Origin of the sequence: Streptomyces sp. WG5 (assembly GCF_049974565.1) — a bacterium.
GTDB lineage: Bacteria > Actinomycetota > Actinomycetes > Streptomycetales > Streptomycetaceae > Streptomyces.
Genome location: NZ_JBNGGC010000040.1, coordinates 21,390 through 37,360 on the forward strand (window position 1 = coordinate 21,390; position 15,971 = coordinate 37,360).

A 15,971-nucleotide genomic window follows, 5' to 3' on the forward strand; every position below is an offset into this window, starting at 1 on the left:
GTCCGCCTCCCAGGCCCTCCCCGCCGTACGACACGAAGGTTCTCATCGTCATGCCTGACACAACTGGTGCCAGCAACGCCGCAGCCTCCTACAAGACAGCAGGCGTCGACATCGAGGCGGGCGACCGCGCCGTCGAGCTCATGAAGGAGTGGGTGAAGAAGACGCGGCGCCCCGAGGTCCTCGGCGGCCTCGGCGGCTTCGCCGGCCTCTTCGACGCCTCCGCCCTCAAGCGCTACGAGCGCCCCCTGCTCGCCTCCGCCACGGACGGCGTCGGCACCAAGGTCGACATCGCCCGGCAGCTCGGCGTCTACGACACCATCGGCCACGACCTGGTCGCCATGGTCATGGACGACATCGTGGTGTGCGGCGCGGAGCCGCTCTTCATGACCGACTACATCTGCGTCGGCAAGGTCCACCCCGAGCGTGTCGCCGCCATCGTCAAGGGCATCGCCGAGGGCTGCGTACTGGCCGGCTGCGCCCTGGTGGGCGGCGAGACGGCAGAGCACCCCGGCCTGCTCGGCGAGGACGACTTCGACGTCGCCGGCGCGGGAACGGGTGTCGTGGAGGCCGACCGGCTGCTGGGCGCCGATCGCATCCGCGCGGGTGACGCGGTCGTCGCCATGGCGGCCTCCGGGCTTCACTCGAACGGGTACTCGCTCGTCCGCCACGTCCTGCTGAACGAGGGCGGCCTGTCCCTGGACGCGCACCTCGACGGCCTCGGCCGCACCCTCGGCGAGGAGCTGCTGGAGCCCACCAAGATCTACTCCCTGGACTGCCTGGCCCTCACGCGCACCACCGAGGTCCACGCCTTCAGCCACGTCACCGGTGGCGGACTCGCCGCCAACCTGGCCCGAGTGATCCCCGACGGCCTGCACGCCGTCGTCGACCGCTCCACCTGGACCCCGGGCGCGATCTTCGACCTCGTCGGCACGACGGGCCGGGTGGAGCGCCTGGAGCTGGAGAAGACCCTCAACATGGGCGTGGGCATGATCGCCATCGTCCCCGAGGAGTCGACCGACGTGGCCCTGGCGACCCTGGCCGACCGCGGCGTGGACGCCTGGGTGGCAGGCGAGATCACCGACCGCGGCGACCACCACGAGACGGGCGCGGCCCTCGTCGGCGACTACGCCGCCTGAGGCCACGGCCGTGCGCATGGCACAGAACCCGACGACCGTACGGGTCGTACAGAACCCGGCGACTGCACGGGCGGTACAGGACCCGACGGCCGTACGGGTGGTAGCACAGAACCCGGTCGGTGACGTGAGTCACCGACCGGGTGAGTGTTCAGTGCAGGGTCAAGCGCCGCGTCGCTGTTGCGGGGACTGGCCGTCCTCGTCCTGGTCGTCGTCCTCATAGAGGTCGGCGTACCGTGCGTACACGTCATCGTCCTGCTCATCGTCCTCGAATTGCTCGCCGTTAGGCGGTTGCGGATTCGACGGCGATGCGCCCAGCTCCTCGGCCAGGCGGGAGAGATCAGTCCCACCGCTGTTGTACTTCAGCTGGCGGGCGACCTTCGTCTGCTTGGCCTTGGCCCGGCCGCGCCCCATGGCTCGACCCCCTCAACGACGGGGCTCGACGGCCCCAGAGTCTTGACACGCGTTCATGGTCCGGAACGGGCTCTCCGTGGAGAGACCGGTCCGTAGGGCTTCCACGGTACCTGAGCCCACGCCCATACGGTACGTCGCCCGTAGGACGTGGCCACGCCCAGGACCTTCGAGGCGCCCCGTCCTCGCTGGTCAACGGCGATTTTAACCACCTTTCGACGCTCGACCCGCCGGGATAAGTGAGAGTTCTCTCCAACTGGCCCCCGGCGGGTACCGCTCAAACATTCGAAGAACCTTCGCCGAACCCGCGCCCGATCACCGCAGAACACTGCCGGATCGCCGCCGGATCGCGCCGGACCGCCGCCGGGCCGTGGCTGGATCGCAGCCGGCCCGCCGACGGCCCGCCGACGGGCCGGCGCGCGGTGCGCGTGCGGTCAGCCGCGCGGTGCGCGTGCGGTCAGCGCCGGGCGCGTGCCTCCGCCATCCGCTGCTCGGCGATCCGGTCGGCCGCGGCGGCCGGCGGAATACCGTCCTCCTTCGCACGTGCGAATATGGCCAGCGTGGTGTCGTAGATCTTCGCGGCCTTCGCCTTGCACCGGTCGAAGTCGAAACCGTGCAGCTCGTCGGCGACCTGGATGACACCGCCGGCGTTCACCACGTAGTCCGGCGCGTAGAGGATCCCGCGGTCGGCGAGGTCCTTCTCCACACCCGGGTGGGCGAGCTGGTTGTTGGCCGCGCCGCACACCACCTTGGCGGTCAGCACCGGCACGGTGTCGTCGTTCAGCGCGCCGCCGAGCGCGCAGGGCGCGTAGATGTCCAGGTTCTCCACCCGGATCAGCGCGTCGGTGTCGGAGACGGCGATCACCGACGGGTGCCGCTCGGTGATGGACCGCACGACGTCCTTGCGCACGTCCGTGATGACGACGTGCGCGCCCTCGGCGAGCAGGTGCTCGACCAGGTGGTGGCCGACCTTGCCGACGCCCGCGATGCCGACGGTGCGGTCGCGCAGCGTCGGGTCGCCCCACAGGTGCTGGGCGGCGGCCCGCATGCCCTGGTAGACGCCGAAGGAGGTGAGCACGGAGGAGTCGCCCGCGCCGCCGTTCTCGGGCGAGCGACCGGTCGTCCAGCGGCACTCGCGCGCCACGACGTCCATGTCGGCGACATAGGTGCCGACGTCGCAGGCGGTGACGTACCGGCCGCCGAGCGAGGCGACGAACCGGCCGTAGGCGAGGAGCAGCTCCTCGCTCTTGATCTGCTCCGGATCACCGATGATCACGGCCTTGCCGCCGCCGTGCTCGAGGCCGGCCATGGCGTTCTTGTACGACATCCCGCGCGCGAGGTTCAGCGCGTCGGCGACGGCCTCCGCCTCGCTCGCGTACGGGTAGAAGCGCGTACCGCCGAGCGCGGGGCCCAGGTCGGTGGAGTGGAGGGCGATGACGGCCTTGAGGCCGCTGGCACGGTCCTGGCAGAGCACGACCTGCTCATGTCCCCCCTGGTCCGAGTGGAACAGGGTGTGCAGTACATCAGCAGGTGCGCCGGTTACGTCGGTCACGGTGGTGACTCCTGTGTAGGTGCGGCGGGTGGTGACGGTCCCCGTGGGCCACCCCCCGCTTGTGGCGGAAAGGGGCGGCGGGGACTTCGGCATGAGATTAGAGCCTGGGGGCGCCCGTCCGCCGCACAGTGCCCAGGATCACCTCCGCACGGAGTACGGAGGTGCGACGATGCGCAGGGTTTTCGCGCGCCCGTGATCCGCTCCCGCGGGTTTCCGCGGCGGCGTGCGGGGGAGGGAGCAGGCGTGCCCAAGGTGTCCTCGGTGATCGTCCCGTACGCGGCGTACCTGCGTGTGTACGAGCCGCTGGCCGCCTTCCCGGAGGAGGAGCGGGGCCACTGGACCCGCTACGCCCACCGCACCGACCTGCCCTCCTGCCAGGACGAACTCCGCCGCTCCCTGACCGATCTGCTGCCCACCCCGCCCGTGGCGGTGCCGGTGCACGAGAGCGCCGACGCCTTCGTGGCCGAGGTCGACGGCGTGGTCTGCGTCTGCCCCTGGCGGACCCGGCTGCGCGGCTGGCAGGCCCTGGGGGAACTGGCCGAGGACTTCCCGGAACCGGTGCTGGACGCCCTGCTCCCGCCGGTCGTACGCCGTCAGACCGCCCAGGACTACGAGCGCTGGCTGGAGCGCAACCCCGACGCCCGCCCCTGGATCCGCACCGCGACCTGGCAGGTCCCGATCAACTGGTTCGTGCTGGTCTCCGACGCGGAGCGGGAGTACGGCAAGGGCGGGGACGGCGAGGGGGCGGCCGCGCCGGTGCTGCGCTACCGGACACCGATGGCGCAGGCCCGCCGGAGGGTGGCCCGGGGCCTGCGGGCCCTGAAGGAGGCGATGGACGAGGGGCCGCTCATCGACGGCCTGGTGGACGTCGGGCGCTGGCTGGAGGAGTTCCACCCGCGCTCACTGGTGGAACTCGACTACGGCGGACTCGTGCACGCCCTGCCGGCCGGTGAGTTGGAGGACGACCACTCCGCGGCGGACGTGGCCGAGGGCATCGACGCGCTGCGCCGCGGCGACGGGGTGACGGCGGGGGCCGCGTACGGGCGGCTCGTGGAGCGCTGGCGGGCGGTGCGGGACCGGCGGTCGGCGAACTGACGTTTGACGTACCGCCCGATGTGGGGTTTCGTCTTCCGATCCGACACCCGCCCGGTGTGGGCTGATGTTCTGCCAACAAGGGACGTAGGTCCCGATCCGGGCGTATGTGTCAAGCGTGACGGACTGCACGTACGGCACTCTTGCGCCGCTTCCCCCTCCTCGTGCCAAAATAGGACAAGGAGCCCGGGGAGGGCTCCTTCCGTCCTGCTGTGGTGCACTGTGGGTGGATTCTCAGCATTGCACGCTTTGGGGGGTCTGGTGACTCCTGCACGCCACTGTGACTGATCGTCACAGTGGCGTGACTGTCCGCTATGGCATGGTCCATCGGCTTCCGTCGCTGATGAACACCTGGGAGGGCAATTCCATCGGTTTGGCCGACGCGGCTGGACAGATGGTGTAGTTGTAGTGCCGAGGACAAGCCGTTCGTCCTATAACCGACTCGACTCGCGTCCGCCATTTCGGGCAACGCGGGTCAAGGTGCAGAATTTAGAGGAAAGAACCGAGAAGGTTCGGTTCTCCCGAGGAGGCCGCTCATGACCGCTCGCACCCCTGATGCCGAGCCGCTGCTGACCCCGGCTGAGGTCGCCACCATGTTCCGCGTCGACCCGAAGACGGTCACGCGCTGGGCGAAGGCCGGCAAGCTCACGTCGATCCGCACGCTCGGCGGGCATCGCCGCTACCGCGAAGCCGAGGTCCGTGCTCTGCTCGCGGGCATTCCGCAGCAGCGCAGCGAAGCCTGAACAACTGAATAACCGGGCAAAACGGCAGATCCCCCAATCTGTCGAGCTGCTCGGAACCGCAGCTTCGAACGGCGCCGTTCCTGCCCCAACAGGGGTGCGTCGTGGATCGCGCTGGACTCCGCCGGGTCCAGCGCGATCTTTTTGTGTCCGGTCCTGTGCCCGGCCGATGGGCTGCGGGCGGGTCCTGTGAGCGGCCTTGTCGGAGTCTGGGGAGGGGTGTCGGATCCGCTGTGTGCGCACCGCGGGGGGGTGGTGCAATTGCACATATTAAATTGACCAGTTGTAGGGGAGTCGTAAGTGCCGCGGTTTCACAATCTCATACAGTGACACCCGTCACACGGTGCGATGCTTGTTGGCGTCGGCCCATGTGCGCTAAAGGAGGCGGGGGCCCCAGCGGGTCGGCGTGGCAAGGGCGTTGGGGCCGGCGGCCTTCACGGGGTGGACGTGCCCCCCTCTCCGGCGATCTCCTGACGGCCCGTAGGGGACTGCGTGGCGGGCGAGTCCAGCGCCAGTCGCAGCAGCCGGTGGCAGATCGGGCAGTGGCGCGTCAGATGGCCGTACGACGACGCGGCCGACAGGTGCGCGCGGAGCAGGGCCCGCGTCTCGTGCCTGACCGATGCCGCCATACGCCACCTCCAGGGGCCACACGGAGAACGTGCCCTGTCTTTGGAGTACCGAGTGAATGTGACGCCGTCAAGGCCGCCAGGGGGCCACTGAGCGCTTTTCGGGGGAGGGGGCGTGCCCGCGGTGGGCCAGGCGCGTGTGCGGAGGCTCGTACCGAGGATGTGCGGGCTCTCTCGCGGTCCTGACGGGGCAGGCCGTACTCGGTGACGGCGCCTCGGGGGCCGGGGGAGGGCCGGGGGCAAGAAGAAGGCCCGCATCGATGACGATGCGGGCCTTCTTCGCTGCGGTCCTGACGGGATTTGAACCCGCGGCCTCCACCTTGACAGGGTGGCGAGCACTCCAAACTGCTCCACAGGACCAGGTTTTGCCGCGCTTTCCTGCGTTGCGCTGCGAGAAGAGACTCTACAGGAGGGCGGGCCCCCGGGTCGAACTCACCCTCCGTGCGAGTCCCGTCACGGCGCGAGCGCGTCGATCGCCTTCACGATCCGCTTGTCGGAGACGGGGTACGCCGTGCCCAACGCGTGCGCGAAATAGCTGACCCGGAGCTCCTCGATCATCCAGCGGACGTCCAGGACCTGCTGCGGGACCGGCCGGCCCTGCGGCATCTGCTCCAGCAGCCACGCGTATTCGTCCCGCATCTCGTGGACCTTCTCCATCCGGGACGTGTCCCGCTGGACGCCGGTCGGCATCTGCTGCAGCCGGCGGTCGGCGGCGACCAGGTAGCGCATCAGGTCCGGCAGCCGTCCGATCCCCGCCTCCGTGACGAACCCGGGCTTCACCAGCGCGTCCAACTGCCCCCGCACGTCCTGGAGGTTCGCCAGCAGCGCGGGGCTCCGCACGGCCTTCAGACGGCGTTCGCAGGCCTGCCAGGCGGCCAGTACCTGCTGCACCTGGCCCACGGTGCGGACGGTCGTGTCGACGATCTCCGCGCGGACCTTGTCGTAGAGCTTCCGGTACGACTCCTCGTCCCACGCCGGCCCGCCGAAGTCCGCGATCAGCCGGTCCGCCGCCGCCGTCGCGCAGTCGTCGAACAGGGCCTGGATCGAACCGTGCGGATTCGCCGACAGACCCAGCTTCTGCTGGTTGGTCAGCTTCTCGGATGCGAACTTCGCTGGATTGACCGGAATGTTGCGCAGGATCAGCCGGCGCGTGCCCTTCCACATCGCCTGCGCCTGCTCGGCCTCGGTGTCGAAGAGGCGTACGGAAACCGTGTCGCCGTCGTCGACCAGCGCCGGATACGCCTTCACCGGCTGACCGGCCCGGCGCGTCTCGAAGACCCGGGACAGCGTGCCGATCGTCCAGTCGGTCAGCCCGGCACGCTCCAGGGACTCGCCGCCGCTCCGCTCGGCGGTGGCCGCCGCTGCCTGGGAAAGGGCCTTGCGCGCCTTCGGTTTCAGCCGGAGCTTCAGGACCTCCAGGTCCTTGTCCTCCGCCAGCTTGCGGCGCCGCTCGTCGACGATCCGGAAAGTGATCTTCAGGTGGTCGGGCACCTTGGCCCAGTCGAAGTCCTCGGCGTCGAACGGCACCCCCACCATGCGCTTCAGCTCCCGCGCCATGGTCACCGTCAACGGCTCCTGAAGGGGCACGGCCCGCTCCAGGAACGCCTGCGCGTAGTTCGGGGCGGGTACGTAGTGGCGGCGGATCGGCTTGGGAAGGGAACGGATCAGCTCCGTGACGACCTGCTCCCGCAGTCCCGGGATCTGCCAGTCGAAGCCCTCGTCCGTGACCTGGTTGAGCACGTGGAGCGGAACGTGGACGGTCACGCCGTCGGCGTCCGCGCCCGGCTCGAACTGGTAGGTCACGCGGAACTTCAGCGGCCCCTGACGCCAGGAGTCCGGATAGTCGTCCTTGGTGACCGCCCCCGCCTTCTCGTTGATGAGCATCTCGCGCTCGAAGTCGAGGAAGTCCGGCTGCTCGTGCCGCTTGTGCTTCCACCACGAGTCGAAGTGCGCGCCCGAGACGACGTGTTCGGGTACCCGCTGGTCGTAGAAGTCGAACAGCGTCTCGTCGTCGACCAGGATGTCCCGGCGCCGCGCGCGGTGTTCCAGCTCCTCGACCTCGGTCAGCAGCCGGCGGTTGTCGGCGAAGAACTTGTGGTGCGTACGCCAGTCGCCCTCGACCAGGGCGTTGCGGATGAAAAGCTCGCGGCTGGTCTCGGGGTCGATCCGTCCGTAGTTCACCTTGCGCTGGGCCACGATCGGTACGCCGTACAGCGTGACCTTCTCGTAGGCCATCACGGCCGCCTGGTCCTTCTCCCAGTGCGGCTCGCTGTACGTGCGCTTGAGGAGGTGTCCGGCGAGCGGCTCCACCCACTCCGGCTCGATCTTCGCGTTGACACGGGCCCAGAGGCGGGAGGTCTCCACCAGCTCGGCGGACATCACGAAACGCGGTGGTTTCTTGAAGAGCGCCGAACCCGGGAAGATCGCGAACTTGGCGCTGCGGGCACCCAGGTACTCGTTCTTCGCGCCCTCCTTCACGTCCTTCATGCCGACGTGGGAGAGCAGTCCCGCCAGCAGGGACACGTGCACACGGTCGTCCGGCGCGGCGTTGTCGTCGTCGTTGAGATGGAGGCCCATCTGCTTGGCGACCGTGCGCAGCTGCGTGTAGATGTCCTGCCACTCGCGGATCCGCAGGAAGTTGAGGTACTCCTGCTTGCACATCCGGCGGAAGGACGACGAGCCCCGCTCCTTCTGCTGCTCCCGGACGTACCGCCAGAGGTTCAGGAATGCCAGGAAGTCGCTGGTCTCGTCCTTGAAACGGGCGTGCTGCTGGTCGGCCTGCGCCTGCTTCTCGGCCGGGCGCTCCCGCGGGTCCTGGATCGACAGCGCCGCCGCGATGACCATGACCTCGCGGACGCAGCCGTTCTTGTCGGCCTCCAGCACCATCCGGGCCAGCCGCGGGTCGACGGGCAGCTGGGCCAGCTTCCGCCCGGTGTCCGTGAGCCGTTTCCGTACGTCCTTCTGCGCGGGGTCGAGCGCGCCCAGCTCCTGGAGGAGCTGCACACCGTCACGGATGTTGCGGTGGTCCGGCGGGTCGATGAAGGGGAACTTCTCGATGTCGCCGAGGCCGGCCGCGGTCATCTGCAGGATGACGGAGGCGAGGTTGGTGCGGAGGATCTCCGCGTCCGTGAACTCCGGGCGGGCGTCGAAGTCGTCCTCGGAGTACAGCCGGATGCAGATGCCGTCGCTGGTCCGCCCGCAACGGCCCTTGCGCTGGTTGGCGCTGGCCTGCGAGACGGGTTCGATCGGCAGCCGCTGCACCTTGGTGCGGTGGCTGTACCGGGAGATCCGGGCGAAGCCGGGGTCGATGACGTACTTGATGCCCGGGACGGTGAGGGAGGTCTCGGCGACGTTGGTCGCCAGCACGATCCGGCGCCCGGTGTGCTGCTGGAAGACGCGGTGCTGCTCGGCGTGCGAAAGCCGCGCGTACAGCGGCAGTACCTCGGTGAATCTGTACTTCTTCTTCTCCAGCGCGTCCGCGGTGTCCCGGATCTCCCGCTCACCGGAGAGGAAGACGAGGATGTCGCCCTTGCCCTCCCCCATCAGCTCCTCGACGGCGTCGGTGATCGCGGTGATCTGGTCCCGGTCGGCGTCGTCGCCGCCCTCTTCGAGGAGCGGCCGGTACCGGACCTCCACGGGATACGTCCGCCCGCTGACCTCGATGATCGGGGCGTCTCCGAAGTGCCGGGAGAAGCGCTCGGGGTCGATGGTCGCCGAGGTGATGACGACCTTGAGGTCCGGCCGCTTCGGCAGCAGCTGCGCCAGGTACCCCAGGAGGAAGTCGATGTTGAGGGACCGCTCGTGGGCCTCGTCGATGATGATCGTGTCGTAGGCGCGCAGCTCGCGGTCGGTCTGGATCTCGGCGAGCAGGATGCCGTCCGTCATCAGCTTGATGAAGGTGGCGTCCGGGTTCACCTGGTCGGTGAACCGCACCTTCCAGCCGACGGCCTCGCCGAGCGGGGTGTCCAGCTCGTCGGCCACCCGCTCGGCGACGGTACGCGCGGCGATCCGCCGCGGCTGGGTGTGCCCGATCATGCCGCGCACACCGCGGCCCAGCTCGACACAGATCTTCGGGATCTGGGTGGTCTTCCCGGACCCCGTCTCACCGGCGACGATGACGACCTGGTGATCACGGATGGCCTCCGCGATCACGTCCTTCTTCTGGCTGACGGGCAGTTGCTCGGGATAGCTGACGGCGGGCACGCGGGCCCGGCGCTCACCGATGCGCTGCTCGGCCTTGGCCACCTCCGCCTCGATCTCGGCGAGAACGGCGGCGCGGGCCTCCGGCTTACGGATCTTCCGCGCACCCTCGAGCCTCCGACCGAGCCGGTGCGAGTCGCGCAGGGACAGCTCGGTCAGCCGGGGTGCGAGGGCGCCGAGGGCGGGGGCGGGGTGCGTAGACATACGGATTCCAGGATCTCATCCCCGCCAATTTCGTGGCGAACGATTTCCGACCGGTCGAGCCGGCCGTCCCTCGCGCAACACAAAACCCCCGTCGTTGATCCCGACGGGGGTTGCATGTGGCTGGGGCCGGGGTCGAACCGGCGACCTATCGCTTTTCAGGCGATCGCTCGTACCAACTGAGCTACCCAGCCGAGAGGTTTCACGTGAAACCTCAGCGGTCCTGACGGGATTTGAACCCGCGGCCTCCACCTTGACAGGGTGGCGAGCACTCCAAACTGCTCCACAGGACCAAGCTTGTGTACGACAGTGTCGCACACCGTACTGCGTGCCCCCAACGGGATTCGAACCCGTGCTACCGCCTTGAAAGGGCGGCGTCCTAGGCCGCTAGACGATGAGGGCTATCGGCCCGCCTGGGCGCTTCTCAGCGCGTCGGGGACGTGAGAAGCATATGGGATGGCGAGAGGTATCGCCAAAACGGTTTACGGCGGGCTGGGGGACGGGCTGGTCGAAGCGGCGCCGGCGGAGCCCCTGCCGGCGGGCCCCGTGCCGGCGGGGGAGCGGCCCGTGCCGGTGGGGGAAGGGCTGGTGCCCGTCGGGGACGGGGTCGCGCCGGGCTGGTTCTCCTTGGGCAGGTGGCGGCTGACCTCCGCCGTCGACAGGCCCAGGCCGCCGAGCTTGATCTCGTCCCACGCCTGGAGGCGCCGGCTGCCCCGGTCGAAGTAGAGGATCGACGCCTGGATCGGATCGGGGTACTCGCCCTCGACCGCGCGCAGGCCGCTGCCGCCGGTGGACCCCTCGATGCGCAGGCGGGTGCCGTACTTCATGACCTCCATGTCCTCGCGGTGGACGTGACCGGCGAGCACCAGCGGCACCTCGCCGTCCACCTCGCGGGCCGCCGACGGCTCGTGGGCGACGGCGACGTCCACGGGGGTGCCGGCCGCGCGCTGGTCGCGCAGGGCGGAGGCCAGCCGGGCGCCGGCGAGCTCCTGGGAGGCCTCGGCACCCTCCGGCTTGGAGCGGTCGGGGGTGAACTGCGGGTCGCCGATGCCGGCGAAGCGCAGGCCGGCGACGGTCCGGGCCCGGCCGTCGTCCAGGACGTGCACGTTCTTCAGGTTCTTCAGGTACTCCTGGGTGACGCGGGAGTCGTGGTTGCCGCGGACCCAGACATACGGGGCGCCGAGGTCCTCGATGGGGTCGAGGAAGCCGTTCTCCGCCGCGGTGCCGTGGTCCATCGTGTCGCCGGAGTCGACGATCACGTTCACCTTGTACTGCTCCACCAGCGAGGCGATGATCTTCCAGCTCGCCGGGTTCAGATGGATGTCCGACACGTGCAGGACGCGGAGCGTGGTCGGGTCGGGCTGGTAGGCGGGGAGCGTGGAGGTGGCGTCGTAGAGCTTGGTCACGTTCGTGACCAGGCGGGCCAGCTCCTTCTGGTAGACGTCGAACTCCGTGACGATGCTGCGCGCGTTGCCGACGAGGGAGGGCGCGGAGGAGAGCAGTCCGGAGAATCTCGGTTCGAGCACGGAGTCGGGGTTCCAGGTCGCGTACGCGGTGCCGCCAGAGGCGACCAGGAGGGTGAGGGCGAGGCCGCCGGCCGCGAGGGCGGGCCGGGGGCGCCGGTAGACGGCGAGGCCGAGGGCGGTGGCGCCGGTGACGACGGCGGCGCAGGAGCGGACGGCGAGGTCGAGGGTGCCGCGTCCGACGTCCTGCGCGACCTCGTCCTGGAGGCCGGAGAGGCGTTCGGGGTGATCGACGAGGGCCTGGGCGCGGTCGGGGTCGAGCTGGTCGACGTTGACGTCGAGGCGGACCGGGGCGACGTGGCTGTCGAGCTGGAGGGCGCCCAGCGGCGAGACGTTGATCTTCGTGCCGCCCGCGACGGACGGGCGCAGGGTCATCGTCGTGTTCATGGGGCCGACCGGGACGCGGACGTCGCCCACGACCAGCAGGCCCAGCCAGGCGCCGAGCAGGACGACGGCGACGAGACCGGCGGCGCGGGTCCAGGGGCGCGACCGGGGGGTGAGGCCGGCCGCCGTGGACGCCCGGCGGGCCGGGTGGCGGTGGGTGAGGGTGCGTGAGGCGTTGCGAAGGGGGCGGATGGGGTTCATCACCTCGGCCAGGGCGTGCAGGGCTGCGGCGGGGACGCGGGCCATTGGTCCCGTATGCCCAAGGCCCGGGGCGGGTATGCGGGCGGCGGCCTCCGGCTGCCGGGACGGTGGTGGCGACGCGGCGCGGAACGCGACGGGGCGCCGGCGGAACGGCTGTGTCGTACTCCACGGTCGTACCCGACAATGGGCCTGTGCTGGAGATGACGCGCGAGGAGTTCGAGGAACTGGTCGCCGAGGCCCTGGACCGGATCCCGCCGGAGTTGACGCGGCTGATGGACAACGTCGCGGTGTTCGTCGAGGACGAACCGCCGGCCGACGATCCCGAGCTGCTCGGGCTGTACGAGGGGACGCCGCTCACCGAGCGCGGCGAGTGGTACGCGGGCGTGCTGCCGGACCGGATCACCATCTACCGGGGGCCGACGCTGCGGTTCTGCGAGTCGCGCGAGGACGTCGTCGCGGAGACCGAGGTGACGGTGGTCCACGAGATCGCGCACCACTTCGGGATCGACGACGAGCGGCTGCACGCCCTGGGGTACGGGTGATCCTCTCGGGTGGGCTCACCCGGTGCCCTGGGGGCCTCCCGGGTGGGCCTTCCGGGTGCGGGTGATCCTCTCGGGCGTGCTTCTCGGGTGCGGGGATGCCTCCGGGAGCGGGTGACGCGCTCGGGCGCGGGCGACTCCTCCGGGTACGGGGGACACGCTCGGGTCAAGGTCCGCGGCGCGCGGCGCGTGTCCTCTTGTGGGTGAAGAGAGTTGGGCACGGCGACTCCTTGACCCCCGGAGGTGGCCGCCCGTGCGTCCCTTGTACGTACCCGTCCGTCTGGCCGTCACGGCCGTGGCCGTCGCCGCCGTCGCCGGCTGCATGAGCGTCGGCGACGACGTGTCCGATGGGGGCGTCAGGCCGTCGCGCTCCGCCGGTGAGCGGGACGGCGAGGCGTCCGGGGGCGGCCCCGAGGTGTCGGGCGGCACCGCCGGGCACGGCGCGGCGGCGGCCGACGAGAGGCGCGGGCGGGGGAAGGGGGAGAAGGGCAAGGACGACGGCAAGGGCAAGGGCAAGGACGAGGGCCGGAGCAAGGACGAGGGCGGCAAGGGCAAGGACGCCCAGCCCTCGGACCCGGCGCCCGTGGGCCCGGCCGGGCCCACGCCGGGGAAGGGCGGGGACGACGAACCGGCGCCCACCCGGACGCCGCCCGCGGAGCCCACCCGGCCGGTCGAGCCGCAGCCGACACCGACCGCCGAGCCGCCCGCTTCCCCGACGCCGGAGCCGACGGTGGCGGAGCCCTCCTCGTCGGCGCACGAGCCTCCGGGGACCCAGCTGGCACAGCGGGAGCCGGCCCCCGAGGCGGGGCAGCCGGTGTAGGGCCGCCGGGGCGGTCCGGGGGCCTGGGCGCCGGCGGACGCGCGGGTCGGCAGCCCCGCTGAGCTGGGCATGCGCTATCCGGTTTGCCTTCGGAGGTGCGGGGTGCGTATGGTAGTAGATCGTCTGATCCCATTTGCCCGGCGCCACCGCAGAGCGCGCCGTGTGGCGCGTACTCTCTCCCTTGCCGTGGTGGACCGCATTGAGGCGGTCGTATTGCGAATCGCGATTCACGGAGTTGACGGGCGCGTGCCGACTGAGAGACTCCGGAAGGTTTCGCATTCGCATGTCCATCATCAGTACTGATCACGTCGTCGTGCCCGAGAACGCCGACACCCCCGACATCGCCGAGGCGGTCGAGGAGACCGGGGCGGAGGCCGTCGAGGAGACCGGGGCGGAGGCCGTCGAGGCCGCTCCCGAGGTCACCTTCGCCTCGCTCGGCCTGCCCGAGGGCGTCGTGCGCAAGCTCGCGCAGAACGGCGTGACCACCCCCTTCCCGATCCAGGCCGCGACCATCCCGGACGCCCTGGCCGGCAAGGACATCCTCGGCCGGGGCCGCACCGGCTCCGGCAAGACCCTCTCCTTCGGTCTGCCGACCCTGGCCACGCTGGCCGGCGGCCGCACCGAGAAGCACAAGCCGCGCGCCGTCATCCTGACGCCGACCCGTGAGCTGGCCATGCAGGTCGCGGACGCGCTCCAGCCGTACGGGGACGTCCTCGGGCTGAAGATGAAGGTCGTGTGCGGCGGCACCTCCATGGGCAACCAGATCTACGCCCTGGAGCGCGGCGTCGACGTCCTCGTCGCCACCCCGGGCCGTCTGCGCGACATCATCAAGCGCGGCGCCTGCTCCCTGGAGAACGTGGAGATCGCCGTCCTCGACGAGGCGGACCAGATGTCCGACCTGGGCTTCATGCCCGAGGTCACCGAGCTCCTCGACCAGGTTCCGGCGGGCGGTCAGCGGATGCTGTTCTCCGCGACCATGGAGAACGAGATCAAGACCCTCGTCGACCGGTACCTGAAGGACCCGGTCAGCCACGAGGTCGACGCCGCCCAGGGCGCCGTGACGACCATGTCGCACCACATCCTGGTCGTGAAGCCCAAGGACAAGGCGCCGGTCACCGCGGCCATCGCCTCCCGCAAGGGCCGCACCATCATCTTCGTCCGCACCCAGCTCGGCGCCGACCGCGTCGCCGAGCAGCTGCGCGACGCCGGAGCGAAGGCCGACGCGCTGCACGGCGGCATGACCCAGGGCGCCCGTACGCGCACGCTGGCCGACTTCAAGGACGGGTACGTCAACGTCCTGGTCGCCACCGACGTCGCCGCCCGCGGTATCCACGTCGACGGCATCGACCTGGTCCTGAACGTGGACCCGGCCGGCGACCACAAGGACTACCTGCACCGCGCCGGCCGTACGGCGCGCGCCGGCCGTACCGGCACCGTCGTCTCCCTCTCCCTGCCGCACCAGCGGCGCCAGATCTTCCGGCTGATGGAGGACGCGGGCGTCGACGCCGCGCGCCACATCATCCAGGGCGGCGCGGCCTTCGACCCGGAGGTCGCCGAGATCACCGGCGCCCGGTCGATGACCGAGGTCCAGGCCGAGTCCGCGGGCAACGCGGCGCAGCAGGCCGAGCGCGAGGTCGCCCAGCTCAACAAGGAGCTGGAGCGGGCCCAGCGGCGTGCGACCGAGCTGCGCGAGGAGGCGGACCGGCTGGTCGCCAGGGTCGCGCGGGAGCGCGGCGAGGACCCGGAGACGGTGCTGGCCGAGGTGGCCGCCGCCGCGTCCGAGGCCGACACCGAGGTCTCGCTGCCCGAGCAGCCGGGCGCGCGGGACGTGGAGAAGACCGAGCGGAGCGGCGGCTACGGCCGGGACCGTTCCTACGACCGCGGTGACCGCGGTGACCGCGGTGACCGTGGTGGGCGTTCCTTCGAGCGTCGTGACGACCGCCGGGACGACCGGGGTGGCGACCGTGGTGGCTTCCGCCGGGACGACCGCGGTGGTGACCGTGGTGGCTTCCGCCGGGACGACCGCGGTGGTGACCGTGGTGGCTTCCGCCGGGACGACCGTGGCGGTGACCGTGGCGGGCGTTCGTTCGAGCGTCGTGACGACCGTGGCGGTGACCGCGGTGGCCGTTCCTTCGACCGCCGTGACGACCGCGGTGGCCGTTCGTTCGAGCGTCGTGACGACCGTGGTGGTGACCGTGGCGGGCGTTCGTTCGAGCGTCGTGACGACCGTGGCGGTGACCGCGGTGGCCGTTCCTTCGACCGCCGTGACGACCGTGGCGGTGACCGCGGTGGACACCGTGGCAGCGACCGCCCCTTCAACCGCGACCGCCAGGGCGACCGCCCCGGCAGCGACCGTCCGTTCAACCGCGACCGTCAGGGCGACCGCCCCGGCTTCCGCTCCGGCGGCCACGACCGCCCGTACGGCCGTCGGGACGACCACCGCGGTTCCTCCTTCGGCCGCCGTGACGACAAGCCGCGCTGGAAGCGCAACGGCTGACGCCTGAAAGTCTGAACGTCAGAACGTCTGAACGTCTGAACGCGCCGTGGCC

Annotated in this window: 11 protein-coding genes and 4 tRNA genes; 6 read left to right on the forward strand and 9 right to left on the reverse strand. The window is 70.6% G+C overall.

Annotated elements, in window-relative coordinates; all coding sequences use genetic code 11:
• Nucleotides 1-50: 50 nt before the first annotated feature.
• Nucleotides 51-1,136 (forward strand): phosphoribosylformylglycinamidine cyclo-ligase, encoded by a 1,086-nt coding sequence (gene purM / locus ACP4IX_RS31250; protein WP_426523021.1) that lies wholly within the window; start codon nucleotides 51-53, stop codon nucleotides 1,134-1,136.
• A 159-nt stretch (nucleotides 1,137-1,295) separates the two neighbouring features.
• On the opposite strand, the gene ACP4IX_RS31255 is transcribed toward purM, so the two are convergent.
• Both ACP4IX_RS31255 and ACP4IX_RS31260 read right to left on the reverse strand, forming a co-directional pair.
• The gene (locus tag ACP4IX_RS31255) at nucleotides 1,296-1,547 is read right to left on the reverse strand and encodes a DUF3073 domain-containing protein (RefSeq protein WP_398134132.1); all 252 of its coding nucleotides are present in this window, start codon (nucleotides 1,545-1,547) and stop codon (nucleotides 1,296-1,298) included.
• A gap of 454 nt (nucleotides 1,548-2,001) precedes the next feature.
• Nucleotides 2,002-3,096, reverse strand: coding sequence for a Leu/Phe/Val dehydrogenase (locus ACP4IX_RS31260; RefSeq protein WP_426523022.1), 1,095 nt, complete (start codon nucleotides 3,094-3,096; stop codon nucleotides 2,002-2,004).
• Between the two features lie 243 nt (nucleotides 3,097-3,339).
• Between ACP4IX_RS31260 and ACP4IX_RS31265 the strand changes: the two genes are divergently transcribed.
• Nucleotides 3,340-4,191 carry a hypothetical protein gene (locus tag ACP4IX_RS31265; protein ID WP_426557876.1) on the forward strand — a complete coding sequence of 284 codons (852 nt, stop codon included), beginning with the start codon at nucleotides 3,340-3,342 and terminating at the stop codon, nucleotides 4,189-4,191.
• 533 nt (nucleotides 4,192-4,724) lie between these two features.
• A complete protein-coding gene (bldC, locus tag ACP4IX_RS31270; RefSeq protein ID WP_003949541.1) occupies nucleotides 4,725-4,931 on the forward strand; it encodes a developmental transcriptional regulator BldC in 207 nt (68 codons plus the stop codon).
• 431 nt (nucleotides 4,932-5,362) lie between these two features.
• Here bldC and ACP4IX_RS31275 read toward each other — a convergent pair whose 3' ends face one another.
• The 7 genes from ACP4IX_RS31275 to ACP4IX_RS31305 all read right to left on the reverse strand — a co-directional run bounded on the left by ACP4IX_RS31275 (nucleotide 5,363) and on the right by ACP4IX_RS31305 (nucleotide 12,108).
• Nucleotides 5,363-5,557, reverse strand: coding sequence for a DUF6274 family protein (locus ACP4IX_RS31275; protein ID WP_426523024.1), 195 nt, complete (start codon nucleotides 5,555-5,557; stop codon nucleotides 5,363-5,365).
• Between the two features lie 282 nt (nucleotides 5,558-5,839).
• Nucleotides 5,840-5,914, reverse strand: a tRNA-Asp gene (locus tag ACP4IX_RS31280).
• Nucleotides 5,915-6,007: 93 nt separating this feature from the next.
• Nucleotides 6,008-9,958, reverse strand: coding sequence for an ATP-dependent RNA helicase HrpA (gene hrpA, locus ACP4IX_RS31285; protein WP_426523025.1), 3,951 nt, complete (start codon nucleotides 9,956-9,958; stop codon nucleotides 6,008-6,010).
• 117 nt (nucleotides 9,959-10,075) lie between these two features.
• Nucleotides 10,076-10,149 (reverse strand) — tRNA-Phe (locus ACP4IX_RS31290).
• Between the two features lie 24 nt (nucleotides 10,150-10,173).
• Nucleotides 10,174-10,248, reverse strand: a tRNA-Asp gene (locus ACP4IX_RS31295).
• Nucleotides 10,249-10,284: 36 nt separating this feature from the next.
• Nucleotides 10,285-10,357: transfer RNA gene (locus ACP4IX_RS31300), tRNA-Glu, on the reverse strand.
• An 80-nt stretch (nucleotides 10,358-10,437) separates the two neighbouring features.
• Nucleotides 10,438-12,108: a metallophosphoesterase family protein gene (locus tag ACP4IX_RS31305; RefSeq protein ID WP_426557878.1), complete on the reverse strand. Its 1,671-nt coding sequence runs from the start codon at nucleotides 12,106-12,108 to the stop codon at nucleotides 10,438-10,440.
• Between the two features lie 146 nt (nucleotides 12,109-12,254).
• Between ACP4IX_RS31305 and ACP4IX_RS31310 the strand changes: the two genes are divergently transcribed.
• The 3 genes from ACP4IX_RS31310 (at nucleotide 12,255) to ACP4IX_RS31320 (ending at nucleotide 15,919) form a co-directional block, all read left to right on the forward strand.
• Nucleotides 12,255-12,605 (forward strand): metallopeptidase family protein, encoded by a 351-nt coding sequence (locus tag ACP4IX_RS31310; protein WP_426523027.1) that lies wholly within the window; start codon nucleotides 12,255-12,257, stop codon nucleotides 12,603-12,605.
• A gap of 250 nt (nucleotides 12,606-12,855) precedes the next feature.
• Entirely contained in the window at nucleotides 12,856-13,422 is a 567-nt protein-coding gene (locus ACP4IX_RS31315) for a hypothetical protein (RefSeq protein WP_426557880.1), read from the forward strand.
• A gap of 283 nt (nucleotides 13,423-13,705) precedes the next feature.
• Nucleotides 13,706-15,919 carry a DEAD/DEAH box helicase gene (locus ACP4IX_RS31320; protein ID WP_426557882.1) on the forward strand — a complete coding sequence of 738 codons (2,214 nt, stop codon included), beginning with the start codon at nucleotides 13,706-13,708 and terminating at the stop codon, nucleotides 15,917-15,919.
• Nucleotides 15,920-15,971: the final 52 nt, after the last annotated feature.

Coding starts and splice junctions, on each gene's coding strand:
- purM (WP_426523021.1), top strand. CDS start 51: ATGCCTGACACAACTGGTGCCAGCAACGCCGCAGCCTCCTACAAGACA.
- ACP4IX_RS31255 (WP_398134132.1), bottom strand. CDS start 1,547: ATGGGGCGCGGCCGGGCCAAGGCCAAGCAGACGAAGGTCGCCCGCCAG.
- bldC (WP_003949541.1), top strand. CDS start 4,725: ATGACCGCTCGCACCCCTGATGCCGAGCCGCTGCTGACCCCGGCTGAG.
- ACP4IX_RS31275 (WP_426523024.1), bottom strand. CDS start 5,557: ATGGCGGCATCGGTCAGGCACGAGACGCGGGCCCTGCTCCGCGCGCAC.
- hrpA (WP_426523025.1), bottom strand. CDS start 9,958: ATGTCTACGCACCCCGCCCCCGCCCTCGGCGCCCTCGCACCCCGGCTG.
- ACP4IX_RS31305 (WP_426557878.1), bottom strand. CDS start 12,108: ATGGCCCGCGTCCCCGCCGCAGCCCTGCACGCCCTGGCCGAGGTGATG.
- ACP4IX_RS31320 (WP_426557882.1), top strand. CDS start 13,706: ATGTCCATCATCAGTACTGATCACGTCGTCGTGCCCGAGAACGCCGAC.